This window comes from Edaphosphingomonas haloaromaticamans (assembly GCF_001853345.1).
GTDB lineage: Bacteria > Pseudomonadota > Alphaproteobacteria > Sphingomonadales > Sphingomonadaceae > Sphingomonas_E > Sphingomonas_E fennica.
Window position 1 is genome coordinate 1,671,196 of record NZ_MIPT01000001.1, and the last position, 16,601, is coordinate 1,687,796.

Annotated in this window: 16 protein-coding genes and 1 riboswitch; of the genes, 8 read left to right on the plus strand and 8 right to left on the minus strand. The window is 67.1% G+C overall.

Going from position 1 to position 16,601, the window contains the following annotated elements; translation table 11 throughout:
- The first annotated feature begins 34 nt into the window (after positions 1–34).
- Positions 35–661 (plus strand): trimeric intracellular cation channel family protein, encoded by a 627-nt coding sequence (locus BHE75_RS07665; RefSeq protein ID WP_015459988.1) that lies wholly within the window; start codon positions 35–37, stop codon positions 659–661.
- 56 nt (positions 662–717) lie between these two features.
- Here BHE75_RS07665 and sppA read toward each other — a convergent pair whose 3' ends face one another.
- On the minus strand, positions 718–2,604 hold the full coding sequence (gene sppA, locus BHE75_RS07670) for a signal peptide peptidase SppA (RefSeq protein ID WP_084653469.1): 1,887 nt from the start codon (positions 2,602–2,604) through the stop codon (positions 718–720).
- A 261-nt stretch (positions 2,605–2,865) separates the two neighbouring features.
- Here sppA and groES point away from each other — a divergent pair, with 261 nt between their 5' ends.
- A complete protein-coding gene (gene groES / locus BHE75_RS07675; RefSeq protein ID WP_015459990.1) occupies positions 2,866–3,153 on the plus strand; it encodes a co-chaperone GroES in 288 nt (95 codons plus the stop codon).
- Positions 3,154–3,208: 55 nt separating this feature from the next.
- On the plus strand, positions 3,209–4,849 hold the full coding sequence (gene groL, locus BHE75_RS07680; protein ID WP_015459991.1) for a chaperonin GroEL: 1,641 nt from the start codon (positions 3,209–3,211) through the stop codon (positions 4,847–4,849).
- 115 nt (positions 4,850–4,964) lie between these two features.
- Here groL and BHE75_RS07685 read toward each other — a convergent pair whose 3' ends face one another.
- The 3 genes from BHE75_RS07685 to BHE75_RS07695 all read right to left on the minus strand — a co-directional run bounded on the left by BHE75_RS07685 (position 4,965) and on the right by BHE75_RS07695 (position 6,680).
- The gene (locus tag BHE75_RS07685) at positions 4,965–5,174 is read right to left on the minus strand and encodes a hypothetical protein (protein ID WP_015459992.1); all 210 of its coding nucleotides are present in this window, start codon (positions 5,172–5,174) and stop codon (positions 4,965–4,967) included.
- 194 nt (positions 5,175–5,368) lie between these two features.
- A complete protein-coding gene (locus BHE75_RS07690; protein WP_015459993.1) occupies positions 5,369–5,611 on the minus strand; it encodes a hypothetical protein in 243 nt (80 codons plus the stop codon).
- Between the two features lie 145 nt (positions 5,612–5,756).
- Complete coding sequence (locus BHE75_RS07695) at positions 5,757–6,680, minus strand: MlaA family lipoprotein (protein ID WP_070933524.1); 924 nt, start codon at positions 6,678–6,680, stop codon at positions 5,757–5,759.
- A 113-nt stretch (positions 6,681–6,793) separates the two neighbouring features.
- Here BHE75_RS07695 and BHE75_RS07700 point away from each other — a divergent pair, with 113 nt between their 5' ends.
- From BHE75_RS07700 to metH, 4 genes are all read left to right on the plus strand, one after another.
- On the plus strand, positions 6,794–7,756 hold the full coding sequence (locus tag BHE75_RS07700; RefSeq protein WP_070933525.1) for an ArsR/SmtB family transcription factor: 963 nt from the start codon (positions 6,794–6,796) through the stop codon (positions 7,754–7,756).
- Positions 7,753–8,694, plus strand: coding sequence for a methylenetetrahydrofolate reductase (gene metF, locus BHE75_RS07705; RefSeq protein WP_070933526.1), 942 nt, complete (start codon positions 7,753–7,755; stop codon positions 8,692–8,694). Before BHE75_RS07700 ends, metF begins: the two co-directional genes overlap by 4 nt.
- 134 nt (positions 8,695–8,828) lie before the next feature.
- Positions 8,829–9,887 (plus strand): homocysteine S-methyltransferase family protein, encoded by a 1,059-nt coding sequence (locus tag BHE75_RS07710; protein WP_015459997.1) that lies wholly within the window; start codon positions 8,829–8,831, stop codon positions 9,885–9,887.
- Positions 9,888–10,055: 168 nt separating this feature from the next.
- Complete coding sequence (gene metH / locus BHE75_RS07715; protein WP_070933527.1) at positions 10,056–12,635, plus strand: methionine synthase; 2,580 nt, start codon at positions 10,056–10,058, stop codon at positions 12,633–12,635.
- Between the two features lie 12 nt (positions 12,636–12,647).
- On the opposite strand, the gene crcB is transcribed toward metH, so the two are convergent.
- Together crcB and BHE75_RS07725 are read right to left on the minus strand one after the other, a co-directional pair.
- On the minus strand, positions 12,648–13,019 hold the full coding sequence (gene crcB / locus BHE75_RS07720) for a fluoride efflux transporter CrcB (RefSeq protein WP_015459999.1): 372 nt from the start codon (positions 13,017–13,019) through the stop codon (positions 12,648–12,650).
- A 23-nt stretch (positions 13,020–13,042) separates the two neighbouring features.
- Positions 13,043–13,116, minus strand: a riboswitch (Fluoride riboswitch).
- Between the two features lie 39 nt (positions 13,117–13,155).
- Entirely contained in the window at positions 13,156–14,052 is an 897-nt protein-coding gene (locus BHE75_RS07725) for a diacylglycerol kinase family protein (protein WP_084653010.1), read from the minus strand.
- A gap of 126 nt (positions 14,053–14,178) precedes the next feature.
- On the opposite strand from BHE75_RS07725, the gene BHE75_RS07730 reads away from it, so the two are divergent.
- Positions 14,179–14,778, plus strand: a complete 600-nt coding sequence (locus BHE75_RS07730; RefSeq protein ID WP_107394949.1) for a hypothetical protein — start codon at positions 14,179–14,181, stop codon at positions 14,776–14,778.
- A 46-nt stretch (positions 14,779–14,824) separates the two neighbouring features.
- Here the strand turns inward: BHE75_RS07730 and BHE75_RS07735 are convergent, their stop codons facing one another.
- Together BHE75_RS07735 and BHE75_RS07740 are read right to left on the minus strand one after the other, a co-directional pair.
- Positions 14,825–15,724 (minus strand): SDR family oxidoreductase, encoded by a 900-nt coding sequence (locus tag BHE75_RS07735; protein WP_070933528.1) that lies wholly within the window; start codon positions 15,722–15,724, stop codon positions 14,825–14,827.
- A 50-nt stretch (positions 15,725–15,774) separates the two neighbouring features.
- Positions 15,775–16,515, minus strand: a complete 741-nt coding sequence (locus BHE75_RS07740) for an SDR family oxidoreductase (protein ID WP_070935601.1) — start codon at positions 16,513–16,515, stop codon at positions 15,775–15,777.
- Positions 16,516–16,601: the final 86 nt, after the last annotated feature.

Here is a 16,601-nt window from a genome sequence, read left to right on the forward strand (position 1 = left end):
GTCTAACGATCAGCCAGACCCATTCGGAGCCACCATGTCGATCCACGCCCCGATCCTCGACCAGGCGCCCGAGTGGCTGGACCTTGCCGGCATCGCGGTGTTCGCCGCTTCCGGCGCGCTGGCGGCGGCACGCGCGCGGCAGACGCTGGTGACCTTCGCCTTCTTCGCCGTCATCACCGGCACGGGCGGCGGCACGCTGCGCGATCTGCTGATCGGCGCGCCCGTCTTCTGGATGCAGGACAATCCGGCGCTGGCGGTGTGCCTGGTGATGGCGGGGCTGGTGTGGCTGACGCCGTCGCGCTGGTGGCGCCCGCGCGCGCTGGACTGGTTCGACGCGGTGGGGCTGGCGGCCTATGCGGTCTATGGCGCGTCCAAGGCGCTGGCCTTCGGCGTCCCGCCGCTTGCCGCGGCGATGATGGGGGTAGTGACGGGCTGTTGCGGCGGCATCATCCGCGATGTGCTGGCCGGCGAGCCTTCCATCCTGCTCCGGCCCGAAATCTACGTGACCGCCGCCGCCTTGGCGGCGGGGCTGTTCGTCGTGCTCACCCTGCTCGGGGCATCACTGCCGATCGCCTGGGGCGCGGGCGCTGTCGCGGGTTTCGCGCTCCGTGCCCTCGCCATCGCCCGCGGGCTGGGGCTGCCCGCCTATCGCCGCGGCTAGAGAGGCTCTCTAAGAAATCGCGGCAAACAAAAGCTGGAGCGGCCGATCCGGCGCAATCAGAGGACGAGCCGTTCCAGACCCAGCTTCATGAGCAGCGCCTCCATCAGGCCGCCACGGGCGCGGGGCGCGGGGGTAACGGCAATGGGGCATTCGAGGCAGCGCACCTGGATGGCCGGCCCTTCCGCCATCGCCTTCAGATCATGGAAGGCGCGCAGCATCTGCTGTTCGGGCAGGCGGGCGATGCGGCTATAGGCATCGCGCGGCGCATCGGCCTGCTCCTCGCTCTGCACCAGTCCGGCGAGGAACTGGCTGATGAGGCTGGGCGCGCGTTCGATATAGAGCGGCCGGGCCTTGGCGGGATCGATCTTCGCCCGGCGCGCGGCCTCGGCAATGGCGTCGCTCAACCCGCCGGTCTTGTCGACGAGGCGGAGGCCGACGGCGGTGCTGCCGGACCAGACCCGGCCCTGGCCGATCTCGTCCACGCGGGCAACGGGCAGGTTGCGCGATTGCGCGACGAGGCCGGTGAAGCGGCGGTAGATATCGTCGATCCCGGCCTGCATCAGCCGATCGAATTCGGGCGAGGTGCCGCGCAGCAGATCGGGCTCGCCCGATAGCGGCGTCGTCTTCACCCCATCCACCGACAGGCCGACCTTGGAGAGCGTGCCCGCGAAATTGGGCAGCAGGCCGAACACGCCGATCGATCCGGTAACGGTGGCCGGTTCCGCGAAGATGAAGTCGCCCGGCGTGGAGACCCAATAGCCGCCGGATGCCGCATAGGTGCCCATCGAGACGACCACGGGCAGCTTCTTGCGCTTGGCCTCCAGGATCGCTTCCCGGATCCGTTCGGAGCCCGTGACCGATCCGCCGGGCGAATCGACGCGCACCACCAGCGCCTTGATCCGGTTCCTGGCGAGTTCGTTCAGGATCAGCTTGGCGATGGTATCGCCGCCGGCCCGGCCGGGTGCCGCCTCGCCGTCGACGATCTCGCCGGCGATGGTGACGACGCCGATCTGGCCGCTCGCATTTTCCGGGTTGGCCGCGAGCCAGCCTTCCAGCGGAATCGCCTTGAAGGCGCCGGCCTCGCGATCGCCGGCCTCGCCCGCGATCTGGGCGATCCGCCGGCCGAATTCCACGCGATCGCCCACCTTGTCCACCAGCCCGGCGCCCAGCGCCGCCTTGGCGATATCGCCGCCGGCCTTGGCCAGGGCCTGTTCGGGATCGGCGATATAGGTTGCGAGCTGCGCGCGGGGGCGTGCGCGCTGCACGTCCGCCTGCCAGGTCCCCCAGAGGCTGTCGACCAGCGCCTGGTTGGCGGCCCGCGCCTCGGGCGACTGATCGGTGCGGGTATAGGGTTCGACCGCCGATTTGAACTGGCCGACGCGATAGACCTTGGTCTGGACACCGATCCTGTCGAGCAGCCCCTTGTAATAGAGCCGCGATCCGCCGGGGCCGGTGAGCAGCACCGCGCCGAAGGGATCGACCCACACCTCGCTGGCATGGGCGGCAAGCTGGTAGCTGTCGTCGGTATAGCCTGTCGCATAAGCGAGCACGGGCTTGTTCGCGGCGCGGACGCCGTCGATCGCCTTGGCCGCGGCGGCAAGCGTCGCCTGTCCGCCGCCGGCGAAGCGATCGAGATCGAGCACCACCGCCTTGATCGAGGGATTGCGCGCCGCGCCATCCAGCGCGCGCACGATATCGCGCAGGCGGTATTCGCGGCTGGCGGGGTTGCCGCCGGTCAGCGTGTCGATCGTGCCGGGCTGGGCCGGCTGCTCGACGAGCGTGCCCCTGAGATCGAGGACCAGCGCGCCGCTGGTCGCCGTCGCGGGCTTGGGCGTGGCGGACAGGAGGGCATAGAGCCCGCCGAAGAAGATCAGCATGAAAAGCAGGACCAGCGCATCCTTCACGCCGACCAGGATTTTCCACAATCCGCGCAGCAACTGCATCATCGTCCCCATGCTGAAACATGCAGGGGCTATCCTGTTCGGCGGCCGCATGAAAGGGCGATCGTCGCGCCGCCGCCCCGGATCGCGGCGGAAAGCGAAAATTTCGTCCCGGCCACGCTTGACGGTTTTCGGGTCGGCTCCAATATGGCGGCTGGCACTCGCCAATGGGGAGTGCTAACAGATCATTCGTTCCCAGCGCGCCGCCGCTGTCCGACCACGGGGAGGATCGGCGAGCCGCAAGACTAGAAAGGGTGACGCGCAATGAATTTCCGTCCGCTGCACGATCGTGTGCTGGTTCGTCGTGTCGAGGCCGAGGAGAAGACGGCCGGTGGCATCATCATTCCCGATACCGCCAAGGAAAAGCCGCAGGAAGGCGAAGTCGTCGCCGCCGGCGCCGGTGCCAAGGCCGAGGACGGCAAGGTGACCCCGCTCGACGTGAAGGCCGGCGATCGCATCCTGTTCGGCAAGTGGTCGGGCACCGAGGTCCGCGTGAACGGCGAAGACCTGCTGATCATGAAGGAATCGGACATCCTGGGCATCATCGCCTGAGCCGATCGCCCGACCGACCAGAATTCCAATTCAGATAAGCTAGAGGAACAAGAACATGGCAGCGAAAGACGTCAAGTTTTCGCGCGACGCGCGTGAACGCATCCTGCGCGGTGTCGATATCCTTGCCGATGCGGTGAAGGTGACGCTGGGTCCGAAGGGCCGCAACGTCGTGATCGACAAGTCGTTCGGCGCGCCGCGCATCACCAAGGACGGCGTTTCTGTCGCCAAGGAAATCGAACTGAAGGACAAGTTCGAGAATATGGGCGCCCAGATGGTCCGCGAGGTCGCCTCGAAGACCAACGACGTCGCCGGCGACGGCACCACCACCGCCACCGTGCTCGCCCAGGCGATCGTGCGTGAAGGCATGAAGTCGGTCGCGGCCGGCATGAACCCGATGGATCTGAAGCGCGGCATCGATCTCGCCGTCGCCAAGGTCGTCGAGGATCTGGCCAAGCGTTCGAAGCCGGTCGCCGGATCGAACGAAGTCGCCCAGGTCGGCATCATCTCGGCCAATGGCGACACCGAAGTCGGCCAGAAGATCGCGGAAGCGATGGAGAAGGTCGGCAAGGAAGGCGTGATCACCGTCGAGGAAGCCAAGGGCCTCGAATTCGAGCTGGACGTCGTCGAAGGCATGCAGTTCGATCGCGGCTACCTCTCGCCCTACTTCATCACCAACCCGGAAAAGATGCAGGTCGAGCTTAACGACCCCTACATCCTGATCCATGAGAAGAAGCTGTCCAACCTGCAGTCGATGCTTCCGATCCTGGAAGCGGTGGTGCAGTCGGGCCGTCCGCTCCTCATCATCGCCGAGGACATCGAGGGCGAGGCTCTCGCCACGCTCGTCGTCAACAAGCTGCGCGGCGGCCTGAAGGTCGCGGCCGTCAAGGCGCCGGGCTTCGGCGATCGCCGCAAGGCGATGCTCGAGGACATCGCGATCCTCACCAAGGGCGAGCTGATCTCGGAAGATCTCGGCATCAAGCTCGAGAACGTCACCGTCGGCATGCTCGGCACCGCCAAGCGCGTCACGATCGACAAGGACAACACCACCATCGTCGATGGCGCCGGTGATGCCGATGCGATCAAGGGCCGCGTGGAAGCGATCCGCAAGCAGATCGAGATCACGACCTCCGATTATGATCGCGAGAAGCTCCAGGAACGTCTGGCGAAGCTGGCCGGCGGCGTCGCCGTCATCAAGGTCGGCGGTGCGACCGAGGTCGAGGTGAAGGAGCGCAAGGATCGCGTCGACGACGCCCTCCACGCCACCCGCGCGGCTGTCGAGGAAGGCATCGTTCCCGGCGGCGGCACGGCTCTCCTCTACGCCACCAAGGCTCTCGAAGGCCTGAAGGGCGCGAATGACGACCAGACCCGTGGTGTGGACATCATCCGCAAGGCGATCCAGACCCCGCTTCGTCAGATCGCCCAGAATGCCGGCCATGACGGCGCCGTCGTCTCCGGCAACCTGCTCCGCGAGAATGACGAGACCAAGGGCTTCAACGCCGCGACCGACACCTACGAGAACCTCGTGGCTGCCGGCGTGATCGATCCCACCAAGGTGGTGCGCACGGCGCTCCAGGACGCGGCCTCGGTCGCCGGCCTGCTGATCACCACCGAGGCGACGATCGCCGAGCTGCCGGACGACAAGCCCGCCCCGGCGATGCCGGGTGGCATGGGCGGCATGGGTGGCATGGACTTCTAAGTCCACGCTTCCAGCCGAACGGCAAAGGAAAGGGCCGGGGAGCGATCCCCGGCCCTTTTTCTATGCCTTCAGAGAGTGACGGCTGCCCGCCGGTCGGCTCGGCCGGCGCCGTTCCTCAATAGCCGTTGTCGGAAGATTGGCTGCTCTCGCTGTCCTCGGCCATGTTGGCGGGCGCGACGAGGCCGTCGGCGGGGACGCTCTCGATTTCGGTGGCGGCCGGATCGGTGTTGACCTGCGCGTTGTCGGGGGAGGGGCGCCCGCAGGCGCTGAGCGGGCCGATCGCGGCGATCGCCGCCAGCATCGACATCCACTTCGTCCGCATCATGGCGCCGGCTCCGGGAAAATGGTCAGGAACCGGAATAGTATCGCGATTGGCGCCGGACGCAAAATCGCCGGCGGCCGGCGGCCGGGCCGGGATGTGGGAGGGGCAAAGAAAAGGGGCCGCAACCTCGTGCGAGGCGCGGCCCCTGATCCCGGAACCGTGCGCGCGTTATGGCGCGCGCAACGTCCCCAACGGCATTACTGCGCGTTGGTGGCGTTCTCGACGGCGTTCGTGGCGTTCTCGGCCGCGGCGTTGATGTCCGCAACGGCGTTCTCGGCGGTCGCGTTCACGTCGGTCACGGCTTCTTCGACAGTCGCGTTCACGTCGGCGACTTCGTTGGTGACTTCGGTCTCGTTCGAGGCAGCCGGCTCCTGCTTGCTGCAGGCGGCGAGGCCGAACGAAGCGACGGCGGCGAGCGAGAGAACAACGATCTTCTTCATGGGCTAAACCCTCCAGGTGGCAATAGCTGATGGATGCGTGGACGCCGCTTAATCACAGATCAAGGCGTGTTTCCCCCGAAACCAGCGATGCCCCCTTTATCGGGTTCGATGCGGCGGCGCAATCTCTCTTGTTCCGGTAGACTGATCATTTCAGGTTAAGATCGGACGAGGATGGCTGCGGCGGCGCGGCCGGCTCTTCCTGTGGTTGCTCCGTGGGTTGCGGGGCAGGGGTGGCGGCCGGTTCGTCCTCGGCCGGCGCGGAATCGGGATTCGGCGCATCGGCTGTGGGCGTATCCGAATCCAGTTCCTTGATCGCGGCATCGACGTCCGCGTCGCTGGCCGATCCGGCGTCGCCCGCCTGATCGGCGATTTCCGCCGCGCGGCGCTGGAAATAGGCCGAACGCGCGGTCGCATAGGGATCGAGGCTGGTGTTGAGCAGGGTATCGGCGCCCGTTTCCGTCAGGTTGGCGCGGATGCTCACCAGATTCACCACATCGGGAATCATCCGTTCGGTCCACGACAGGTCGGTGCATTCGCGCAGGCAGATGTTCACCGGATCGGCGAACATGCCGACGCCGGTGCCGATGCCGTCGCGGATCGTGGAGGGGCCGAACAGCGGCAGGACGATATAGGTGCTGCTCTTCACGCCCCACGCCGCCAGCGTCTGGCCGAAATCCTCCGGCGCGGGCTTGATGCCGAGGCCGGTGGCGTGATCGGCGAGGCCGCCGACGCCGATCGTGGTGTTCACGACGAAGCGGCCGAGATTGTTCACCGCCCGGCCGGGCTTGCCCTGCAGCAGGTTGTTGACGAAGGACCATGGCTCGGTGAGGTTATCGAAGACGTGCAGGATGCCGCGCCGCGCCGCGCGCGGGGTGATGGTGCGATAGACGGTCGAAACCGGCTTCATCGCCACCTTGTCGAGCGTCTGGTTGAAGCCCCAGACGGCGCGGTTGAAGCCTTCCAGCGGATCGCGCGGCCCGGATGCTTCCAGATCGGTCGCGGCGCTTTTCTGCGTGGTGGCGCACCCTGCCAGCAGCGCGGCGGCGGCGATGGTGACGAAAATGCGCATCTAAACGGCCTCTTGCAACGATTCCACAGCCCCCTGTCCCGCGCCTGCCATAGGGGCAAAGCGCGAACAAGTTGCTTGACGGATATAAAGATATCTTTATATCCTTATCCATCATGACGCGCATGCTCGACACCTTCCGCGCATTGGCCGATCCGACGCGCCTGCGGATCGTGGCCTTGCTGCGTGCGATGGAGCTTTCGGTCGGAGAACTGGCACAGGTGCTGGGGCAGAGCCAGCCCCGCGTTTCGCGCCATGTGAAGATTCTGGCCGATGCCGGCCTTGCCGATCGCCGCAAGGAAGGAAGCTGGGTGTTCCTGACGCTGGGGGATGATGCGCGGGTCGCGCCGCTCCTCGCGGCGATGGATGCCTGGGCGGCGGGCGAGCCCGGCGATCATTGGGCCATCGCGGATATCGCCCGGCTGGCGGCGGTGCGCGCCGATCGCGCGGCGGCGGCGGAAGGCTATTTCGCGGCCCATGCCGATGAATGGGATGCCATCCGCTCGCTCCACGTCGCCGAAAGCGCGGTGGAGGATGCGATCCGGCGCCTGCTGGTGCGGGATGCGATCGGCCGGCTGGTCGATATCGGCACCGGCACCGGCCGGATGATCGAGCTGGTCGGCGGCACGGCGACGAGCGCGCTGGGCGTGGACCGCAGCCCGGAGATGCTGCGCATGGCGCGGGCCAAGCTGGCGGAGGCCGGGCTGGACAAGGCCGAGCTGCGCCAGGGCGACATGTATGCCCTGCCGCTGGCGAGCGGATCGGCGGATACGGTGATCCTGCACCAGGTGCTGCATTATGCCCATCAACCGGCATCCGCGATCGCCGAGGCGGCGCGGCTGCTGGCGGAAGGCGGGCGGCTGCTGATCGTCGATTTCGACCGGCACGAGAAGGAGGAGCTGCGCACCCGCGACGCGCATGTCCGCCTGGGTTTCGACGACGAGCAGATGGCGGGCTGGTTCGCGGCCGCCGGGCTGGACGTCGAGGCGGTCGAGCGGCTCGACGGCGGCGAACTGACGGTGAAATTGTGGCTGGGGCGGTGTCGCCCGGCCGACGCACGAGAGGATATTGCGGCATGAGCGTTTCGATCGCCCAGATGGAGGAGGCCCGCCGCGCGCTGGATGCGCCGCTGTTCGCCGACCTCGCCGGCGATTGCCAGGTGAGCTTCGAATTCTTCCCGCCCAAGACGGAGAAGATGGAGGAGACGCTGTGGAACGCGATCGAGACGCTGGCGCCGCTGGGGCCGCGCTTCGTTTCCGTCACCTATGGCGCGGGCGGATCGACGCGCGAGCGGACGCACGCCACCGTCGCCCGGATCGCGCGGGAAACGGCGATCCCGGCGGCCGCGCACCTCACCTGCGTCGATGCCAGCCGCGACGAGATACTCGATGTCGCCCGCGAATATTGGGCGGCCGGCGTGCGGCACATCGTGGCGCTGCGCGGCGATCCCCCGCGCGAGGGCGAGAAGTTCCAGGCGCATCCCGACGGTTTCGAGAATGCGGCCGCGCTGGTCGCGGGGCTGAAGTCGGTCGCGCCGTTTGAGATATCGGTCGCGGCCTATCCCGAATGCCATCCCGATTCGGCGGACGTGGCGGCCGATCTCGACAATCTGAAGCGCAAGATCGATGCCGGCGCCAACCGCGCGATCAGCCAGTTCTTCTTTTCGGCCGATGCCTTCTTCCGCTTCCGCGACGCGGTGGAGGCCGCCGGCATCAATGCGGAGATCGTGCCGGGCATCCTGCCGGTGTCCAACGTCGCCCAGACGCGCAAGTTCGCCGGCATGTGCGGCGCCGCCATCCCCGCCTGGATGGACCGCCTGTTCGAGGGGCTGGACGACCGCCCGGCCGCCCGCCAGCTCGTCGCCGCCACGATCGCGGCCGAGATGTGCCGCAAGCTTTATGCGGGCGGCGTGCGGCATTTCCATTTCTACACGCTCAACCGCGCGGAGCTGAGCTACGCGATCTGCCATCTGCTCGGGCTCCGGCCCAATCCGGCGGCGGCGGAGAAGGCGGCGTGAACCTGCGGATTTCCCGTTCATGCTGAGGAGGGACCGGGCTTGCCGAGGGCTCGTTTCGGAACATCCTTCGAGATGCCGTTTCGCCAGGCTCAATGGCTCCTCGGAATGAGCGGTTTGGAGTTGAGAATATGAACATGCTGACCCCATCCGAAGCCGCCCGCCGCTTCCGCGCGGAGGCCGCCGATCGCATCCTGCTGACGGACGGCGCGTTCGGCACGATGATCCAGGGCTATCGCCTGACCGAGGAGGATTATCGCGGCGGGCTCGACCTCGGCTTCGACCAGAAGGGCAATAACGACATCCTGGCGATCACGCGGCCGCACGTGATCGCCGAGATCACCGAAGCCTATCTGGATGCCGGATCGGACATGGTTTCCACCAACACCTTCAACGCCAACCGGATCAGCCAGGCCGATTATGGCGCGGAGCATCTGGTGCGCGACATGAACCTCGCCGCCGCGCAGATCGCCCGCGACGCGGCGAAGGCGGCCGAGGCGAAGGATGGTCGCCCGCGCTTCGTGGCCGGTGCGCTGGGGCCGACCAACAAGACGCTGTCGCTGTCGCCCGACGTGAACGATCCCGGCTATCGCGCGATCGAGTTCGACGAGCTGAAGCAGGTCTATCGCGAGCAGATCGACGCGCTGCTGGACGGCGGCGTCGATTTCATCCTGATCGAGACGATTTTCGACACGCTGAACGCCAAGGCCGGCATCATGGCGGGGATCGAGGCGGCCGAGGCGCGGGGCGCGGAGGTTCCGCTGATGATCAGCTTCACCGTCACCGACATGTCCGGCCGCAACCTTTCCGGCCATTCGATCGAAAGCTTCTGGGCCAGCGTGCGCCATGCCCGGCCGCTCACCATCGGGCTGAACTGCTCGTTCGGCGCGCCGCAGCTCCGCCCGCATGTGTCGGCGCTTGCTGGCATCGCCGATACGCTGGTGATGGTCTATCCCAATGCGGGCCTGCCCAACGATCTGGGGCAATATGACGAGGAGCCGGAGACCACCGGCGGCTTCATCCGCGATTGGGCGGAAAACGGGCTGATGAACGTCGTCGGCGGCTGCTGCGGCACCACCCCCGCCCATATCGCGGCGATGCGCCACGCGGTGCAGGGCGCGGCTCCCCGCGCGATCGCAAGTCCCCCGGTCCGCACCGTGCTGGCCGGGCTGGAGACGATGGTGATCGCTGCATAGCCTTGTCCACGCCGTCTGCTGAGCCTGGTTCAGCACCCATTTTTCACCGGCGTCGCCTTCGCCCGTCGCGCGGTGGACCCTGAAACAGGTTCAGGGTGACGAAGAAGAGAGAAGATAGTGGCAACCGCACCAGACCTTCCCGACGACGCTCCCACGCCGGCCCGCGCCATGTTCGTCAATATCGGCGAGCGCACAAACGTCACCGGATCGGCGGCGTTCAAGAAGCTCGTCATGGCCGGCGACTATGTGAAGGCCGTGGAGGTCGCGCGCCAGCAGGTGGAGAACGGCGCGCAGATCATCGACGTCAACATGGACGAGGGGCTGCTGGATGCGGAGGTGGCGATGACCACCTTCCTCAAGCTGATCGCGGCCGAACCCGACATCGCCCGCGTGCCGATCATGATCGACAGCTCCAAGTGGAGCGTGATCGAGGCCGGGCTGAAATGCGTATCCGGCAAGCCGATCGTCAATTCGATCAGCATGAAGGAGGGCGAGGCCCAGTTCCTGGAACATGCCCGCAAGGTGCGGGCCTATGGCGCGGCCGTCGTCGTCATGGCGTTCGACGAGGTTGGGCAGGCGGATACGAAGGACCGCAAGGTCGAAATCTGCGAGCGTGCCTACAAGCTGCTGGTGGGAGACGGCTTCCCGCCCGAGGACATCATCTTCGATCCCAACATCTTCGCGGTGGCGACGGGGATCGAGGAGCATAATAATTATGCCGTCGATTTCATCGAGGCGGCGCGCGAGATCAGGAAGCGCTGCCCGCACGCGCATATCTCCGGCGGCCTTTCCAACCTCAGCTTCTCCTTCCGCGGCAACGAGCCCGTGCGCCGGGCGATGCATTCCATCTTCCTCTACCACGCCATTCCGGCGGGGATGGACATGGGCATCGTCAATGCCGGCCAGCTCGACGTCTATGACACGATCGATCCCGAGCTGCGCGAGGCGTGCGAGGATGTGATCCTCAACCGCAACCCGGATGCGACCGAGCGGCTCATCACCATCGCCGAACGCTTCAAGGGCAAGGATGCGGCGGCGGAGAAGGCGGCCGAGGAATGGCGCGGCTGGGATGTCGTCAAGCGGCTGGAACATGCGCTGGTCAAGGGCATCGACGCCTATGTCGTCGACGACACCGAAGAGGCGCGGCAGATGTTCGCCCGGCCGATCGAGGTGATCGAAGGCCCGCTGATGGACGGCATGAACGTGGTTGGCGACCTGTTCGGATCGGGCAAGATGTTCCTGCCGCAGGTGGTGAAGTCTGCCCGCGTGATGAAGAAGGCGGTGGCGCACCTGCTGCCCTTCATCGAGGCGGAGAAGGTGGCGGGCCAGCGTTCCAAGGGCCGCATCGTCATGGCGACGGTGAAGGGCGACGTCCACGATATCGGCAAGAACATCGTCGGTGTCGTGCTCCAGTGCAACGGCTATGAGGTGATCGATCTCGGCGTGATGGTGCCGTGGATGGATATATTGAAGGCCGCCAACGAGAATGACGCCGACATCATCGGCCTCTCCGGCCTCATCACCCCTTCGCTGGACGAGATGGTCACGGTGGCGAGCGAGATGCAGCGCGCCGGCATGGAGATGCCGCTGCTGATCGGTGGCGCCACCACCTCGAAGGTCCACACCGCGCTCCGCATCGCGCCGGCCTATCAGGGGCCGGTGGTGCATGTGCTGGATGCCAGCCGCGCGGTAGGCGTGGCCTCGACCCTGATGTCCGATACCCAGCGCGACGCCTTCGTGGAAAAGACGGCGGCGGATTACGAAGCCGTCCGCAAGGCGCGCGAGGGCAAGGGGCAGAGCGAGCTGATCCCGATCGCCGCCGCCCGCGCCAACGGCTTCCCCACCGATTTCGCGCAGAAGCCGGCGTCGCCGAGGCAGCCGGGGCGCCATGTCTTCGCCGATTGGCCGCTGGAGGATCTGCGCGACTATATCGACTGGACGCCCTTCTTCCGCGCGTGGGAGCTGGCCGGCAACTATCCGGCGATCCTGGAGGACAAGGTGGTCGGCGAAAGCGCGCGCAGCCTCTTCGCCGACGCGAACGCGATGCTGGACCAGATCATCGCGGAGAAATGGCTGACGGCGAAGGGCGTCGCCGCCCTGTGGCCGTGCCGGCGCGAAGGCGACGACGTCGTGATGGAAACCGAGGGCGGCGATGTGCGCATGCCCTTCCTCCGCCAGCAGATCGCCAAGCGCGAAGGCCGCGCGAACATGTGCCTGGCCGATTTCATCGATCCCGCCGGCGACTGGATCGGCGGCTTCGCGGTGACGGCGGGCATCGGCATCGACGCGCATCTCGCCCGCTTCAAGGCGGAGCATGACGATTATCGCGACATCCTGCTGAAGGCGCTGGCCGATCGCCTGGCGGAAGCCTTTGCCGAGCGGCTGCACGCCCATGTCCGCACCGTGCTCTGGGGCTATGCCGAGGGCGAGCAACTGACCAACGAGGCGCTGATCCGCGAGCAATATCGCGGCATCCGCCCCGCGCCCGGCTATCCGGCCTGCCCGGATCACAGCCAGAAGCCGATCCTGTTCGATCTGCTGCAGGCCGGCGACGCGACCGGCATCACGCTGACCGAAAGCTTCGCGATGCTGCCGACGGCGGCGGTTTCCGGCTTCTATTTCGGCCATCCCGAAAGCCAGTATTTCGGGGTGGCGCGGGTGGGCCGCGATCAGCTTGAGGAATATGCGGTGCGGCGCGGCGTCGATCTGGAAACCGCGGAACGCTGGCTCAGACCCAATCTGGATTGACCCGGCCCACCTTCATCGCCGCGCGATCAGCAGGGCCGCGGCCATGAAGGCGAAGGACAGGATCAGGCTGGCGGCGACATAGCCCAGCGCCGCCGCCGGCCGCCCGCGTTCCCACAATGTCACCACGTCCAGCGAGAAGGTGGACCAGGTGGTGAAGCCGCCGAGCACGCCGGTGGCGAGGAACAGCCGCCATTCGGGATGGCCCCAGCTCCGCGCCGCGAACAGGCCGGCGACGGCGCCCATCAGCGTCGATCCCAGCACGTTGATCGTCAGCGTTCCCCAGGGAAAGCCCGGCCCCAGCAGCCGCAGCGATGCCAGCCCGACCAGATGGCGCAACGCCCCGCCCAGGCCCGATCCGATGAAGACGAGAAATACCGAACGCATGATTCCTCCTTGCCGCAGGGCGGCCGCAGGTAGGAATCATCAGCCCTCAATGGCGGTTCGGCGCGAGGCCCGGCAGGAATCCATTGCCGTGGCCGGCGATATGGCGGGGGTGGGGCAGCGCGTCAATGGCAGCCCGTCACCCAGCCGGCGCGGCCACCNCGATCGCGCCCTTCGCCACGCGCGCCGTCACCGGCGTTTTCGCCAGCACCTCGCCGTCGATCGAGATGGAGAGCGGCGGATCGGTCGCCACGCGCAGCGCGCGGCCATGGAATTCGCGGGTGGTCTGCCGGCGCTGGGGCAGGCGGAGCAGGCTGGTGAGCCAGCTCCAGCCGAGATAGGGCAGCGCCTTGCCGACGACCGCCTGGACGACGATTTCGCCGCTGTCCACCTCCGCGTCGTCCACCAGTTCGGTGCCGCCATGGAAGCCGCCATTGGCGATGCGCACCTCCAGCGCATCGATCGTCTCGGCCGTATCGCCTTCGCCCACCGTCAGCCGGAACGGCTTGAACCGGAACAGCACCAGCATCGCCCAGCTGAGGTAGCCGACACGGCCGGCCCAGGCCTTGAAGCCGTGGGGCACGCTTTCGGCGATCAGCGGCGAAAGCCCGATGGCGGCGCAGTTTGCGAAATAGTCCCCGTCGATCATGCCGAGGTCGATCCGCCGCCGCTGTCCGCGAGCGATCACGCCGATCGCGCCTTCCAGGTCGAGCGGGATGCCCAGCGTCCGCGCGAAGCTGTTGGCCGTGCCCAGCGGCAGCAGCGCGAACACGCAATCATGGCCGACGAAATGATCGACGGCGGAGGAGAGCGATCCGTCCCCGCCGCCCACGATCACCATCGGCGCGCCCGATCGCACGGCTTCGCGGATGGCGGGGGCGAACAGCTTGGGCTTGCGCACCGCATGGGCGGCGATGATCTCCACGCCTGCCGCCCTGAGGCCGGTGACGGCCCTGCGGAACAGCTTGCGTCCCTTGCGGGACTTCGCATTGACGATGAGGACGGCGGATCGGGGGAGCGGTCTGGTTTCGGTCACGAGGGACAGAACGCACGATCGCGGCCATCGGCGCAAGAGCGATGGATTTCCGTTCGCGGCGACGGCTGCTAAGAGGGCGCGCGAGGCAGGGCTTCCTGTCGAGCATGTCCACCGTGGAGACGAATGATGCGGAAGCTGCCTCTTGTCCTGGCCCCTCTGCTTTGCCTGGCGATCGCGGCGCAATCGGCCCCGGCCCAAACGGGCGAGGCGGGCGCCTTCGCGACCGAGGGGGCGATGCTGGTGCATGTGGAAAGCGGCACGCGCTTCCCCGATCGGATCGCCGGGTTCGAGCGGGTCGGCCAGGCGGCGTTCGACGGCAGCGGCGACTATGTCGGCGTCGCCTACAAGCGCACGCTGGCGGATGGCACGCCGATCTCGCTGAGGATCGCGATCGTCCACATCATCGGCATGACCGCGAAGGAGCATTTCATCATCGCCAAGCCGATGGCGCTCAACGGGCTGGCCGATGTGAAGGTGGTGTCCGAAGGCCCGTATGACCGGCCCGGCAAGGGCGTGGACGGCTATATCGGCATCTTCCGCGCGCAGCAGGGCGACAAGCGCGTCGGCGTCGGCCTGTGGACGGTCGAGCGGGGCTATTGGGACGTGCGCGGCCGCGTGGAATTCCCCTATGCGAAGCTGAAGGAGGCCCGCGCGGCGGCCGACCGGTTCGTCGAGGAATTCGTGAAGATCGGCCAGCCTTACAAGGTGCCGCCGAACGCGGAGTAAGCCGGCGCGGCCGGATGCGCCGCGCCGACCTTTCATTCTCCGCCGGTCAGGCGGCGATACGGGGCCGAAGCAGATCTTCCAGCCCGATGCGGCGCAGCAGCTCCGCGCGCACGCGATCCGCCATGGCGTTGACGACTTCCGCGCCGTCTTCGGAAGGATCGATATGGACCCGGAAGGGGCGCTTGCCATGGGGCATGCCGACTATCCTCACGATGGCGCGCGCCACCTCCGCCGCATCGGCATCCGCGGGCTCCAGATCGGCCAATCCCTTCAGGGCGATGGCGGCTATGTCCGCGCCCGGCCCCTGATCATAGGCTGCGACCCGCGCGGCATCGGCGGGCTTGCCGGAATGGGCGAAATGGTTGGTGCCGCTGGTGAAGGCGCCGGGCACGATGATCGATGTTTCGATGCCCCAGCGGGCAAGCTCGCCGGCATAGGAAACCGCCACTGAATCCATGGCGGCCTTGGCGGCGAAATAGGGGGCGAGATAGGGCGGCGTGCCGCCCCGCGCGCTGCTGGACGAAACCCAGAGCAGCAGCCCCTTGCCCTGCGCGCGGAGATGGGGAAGCGCGGCCCGGTTCACGCGCTGGGTAGACAGCACGTTGACGTCGTAGAGTTCGGCGAACTGTTCCGGGGTGAAGGCTTCGGCCGGGCCGAAGGACATGTGGCCGGCATTGTGGATGACGGCATCGATCCGGCCCCGCTCCGCGATCAGGCGGTCGATGGCGGCGGCGACCGATGCATCGGACTGCACGTCCATTTCGATGGCGCGGATGTCCGCGCCATGTTCGCGAGCGAAATCCTCGACCGCGGCGACCTGCGGAGCGTTGCGGCCCTGGGTGGCGCGCATGCCGGCATAGACGCTGTGGCCGGCGAGCGCGAGCTGGCGCGCGGCGAGGGCGCCGAAGCCGCTCGATGCGCCGGTGATGATGATGACCTGCTTCATCGTTATGATCCTTTTCGAAAGGAAACAGCGGATCGCTTTGCCGGCGGCCGCTAGATCATGCCGCCATTGGCGCGGAGCACCTGGCCGTTGATCCAGCCTCCGTCCGGCCCCACGAGGAAGGACACGGCGGCTGCGATATCCTCGGGCGTGCCGAGCCGTTCGAGCGGGTTCATCTTTGCCATGCGATCGATCAGCTCCGGCGACTTGCCGTCGAGGAACAGGGCGGTCGCGGTGGGGCCGGGGGCGATCGCGTTGACCGTGATGGAACGGCCCCGCATCTCCTTCGACATGATCGCGGTCAGCGTCTCCGCCGCCGCCTTGGTGGCGGCATAGACGCCGTAATTTTTCAGCCGCAGGCCGACGACGCTCGTCGAGAAGTTGATGATGCGGCCGCCGTCCCGCAGGCGGTTTCCGGCTTCGCGCAGCGTGTTGAAGGTGCCGCGCAGGTTGATCGCGATCTGGCTGTCGAACAGCGCGTCGTCGCTTTCGGCGATCGGCGCCAGCTTCATGATGCCGGCATTGTTGACGAGGATGTCGACCCCGCCGAATGCGGCCTCCGCGCTGTCGAACAGGCGGGCGACCGCGCCGGCGTCGCTTACGTCCGCCTGGGCGGTGATGGCGCGGCCGCTACCCGCCTCGATCGTGCGGACGAGGTCTTCGGCCGCCGCGGCGCTGCCGGCATAGTTGACGATGACGATGTGGCCGTCGGCGGCGAGGCGCCGGGCGATTGCGGCGCCGATGCCGCGCGACGCGCCGGTGACGATCGCAACCTTGCCTGTCTGCTGGTTCATCTCTTCCTCCATCGTGCGCCCAGGGACCGGGCGGGTTGACGAAGGCAATTTGCCGCATGACGGATGGAAGATAATCGGCCTATATT

What these genes read in the sequence shown, in the direction of transcription:
- BHE75_RS07665 (WP_015459988.1), top strand. Translation starts at nt 35, where the DNA reads ATGTCGATCCACGCCCCGATCCTCGACCAGGCGCCCGAGTGGCTGGAC.
- sppA (WP_084653469.1), bottom strand. Translation starts at nt 2,604, where the DNA reads ATGCAGTTGCTGCGCGGATTGTGGAAAATCCTGGTCGGCGTGAAGGAT.
- groES (WP_015459990.1), top strand. Translation starts at nt 2,866, where the DNA reads ATGAATTTCCGTCCGCTGCACGATCGTGTGCTGGTTCGTCGTGTCGAG.
- groL (WP_015459991.1), top strand. Translation starts at nt 3,209, where the DNA reads ATGGCAGCGAAAGACGTCAAGTTTTCGCGCGACGCGCGTGAACGCATC.
- BHE75_RS07685 (WP_015459992.1), bottom strand. Translation starts at nt 5,174, where the DNA reads ATGATGCGGACGAAGTGGATGTCGATGCTGGCGGCGATCGCCGCGATC.
- BHE75_RS07690 (WP_015459993.1), bottom strand. Translation starts at nt 5,611, where the DNA reads ATGAAGAAGATCGTTGTTCTCTCGCTCGCCGCCGTCGCTTCGTTCGGC.
- BHE75_RS07695 (WP_070933524.1), bottom strand. Translation starts at nt 6,680, where the DNA reads ATGCGCATTTTCGTCACCATCGCCGCCGCCGCGCTGCTGGCAGGGTGC.
- BHE75_RS07700 (WP_070933525.1), top strand. Translation starts at nt 6,794, where the DNA reads ATGACGCGCATGCTCGACACCTTCCGCGCATTGGCCGATCCGACGCGC.
- metF (WP_070933526.1), top strand. Translation starts at nt 7,753, where the DNA reads ATGAGCGTTTCGATCGCCCAGATGGAGGAGGCCCGCCGCGCGCTGGAT.
- BHE75_RS07710 (WP_015459997.1), top strand. Translation starts at nt 8,829, where the DNA reads ATGCTGACCCCATCCGAAGCCGCCCGCCGCTTCCGCGCGGAGGCCGCC.
- metH (WP_070933527.1), top strand. Translation starts at nt 10,056, where the DNA reads ATGTTCGTCAATATCGGCGAGCGCACAAACGTCACCGGATCGGCGGCG.
- crcB (WP_015459999.1), bottom strand. Translation starts at nt 13,019, where the DNA reads ATGCGTTCGGTATTTCTCGTCTTCATCGGATCGGGCCTGGGCGGGGCG.
- BHE75_RS07730 (WP_107394949.1), top strand. Translation starts at nt 14,179, where the DNA reads ATGCGGAAGCTGCCTCTTGTCCTGGCCCCTCTGCTTTGCCTGGCGATC.
- BHE75_RS07735 (WP_070933528.1), bottom strand. Translation starts at nt 15,724, where the DNA reads ATGAAGCAGGTCATCATCATCACCGGCGCATCGAGCGGCTTCGGCGCC.
- BHE75_RS07740 (WP_070935601.1), bottom strand. Translation starts at nt 16,515, where the DNA reads ATGAACCAGCAGACAGGCAAGGTTGCGATCGTCACCGGCGCGTCGCGC.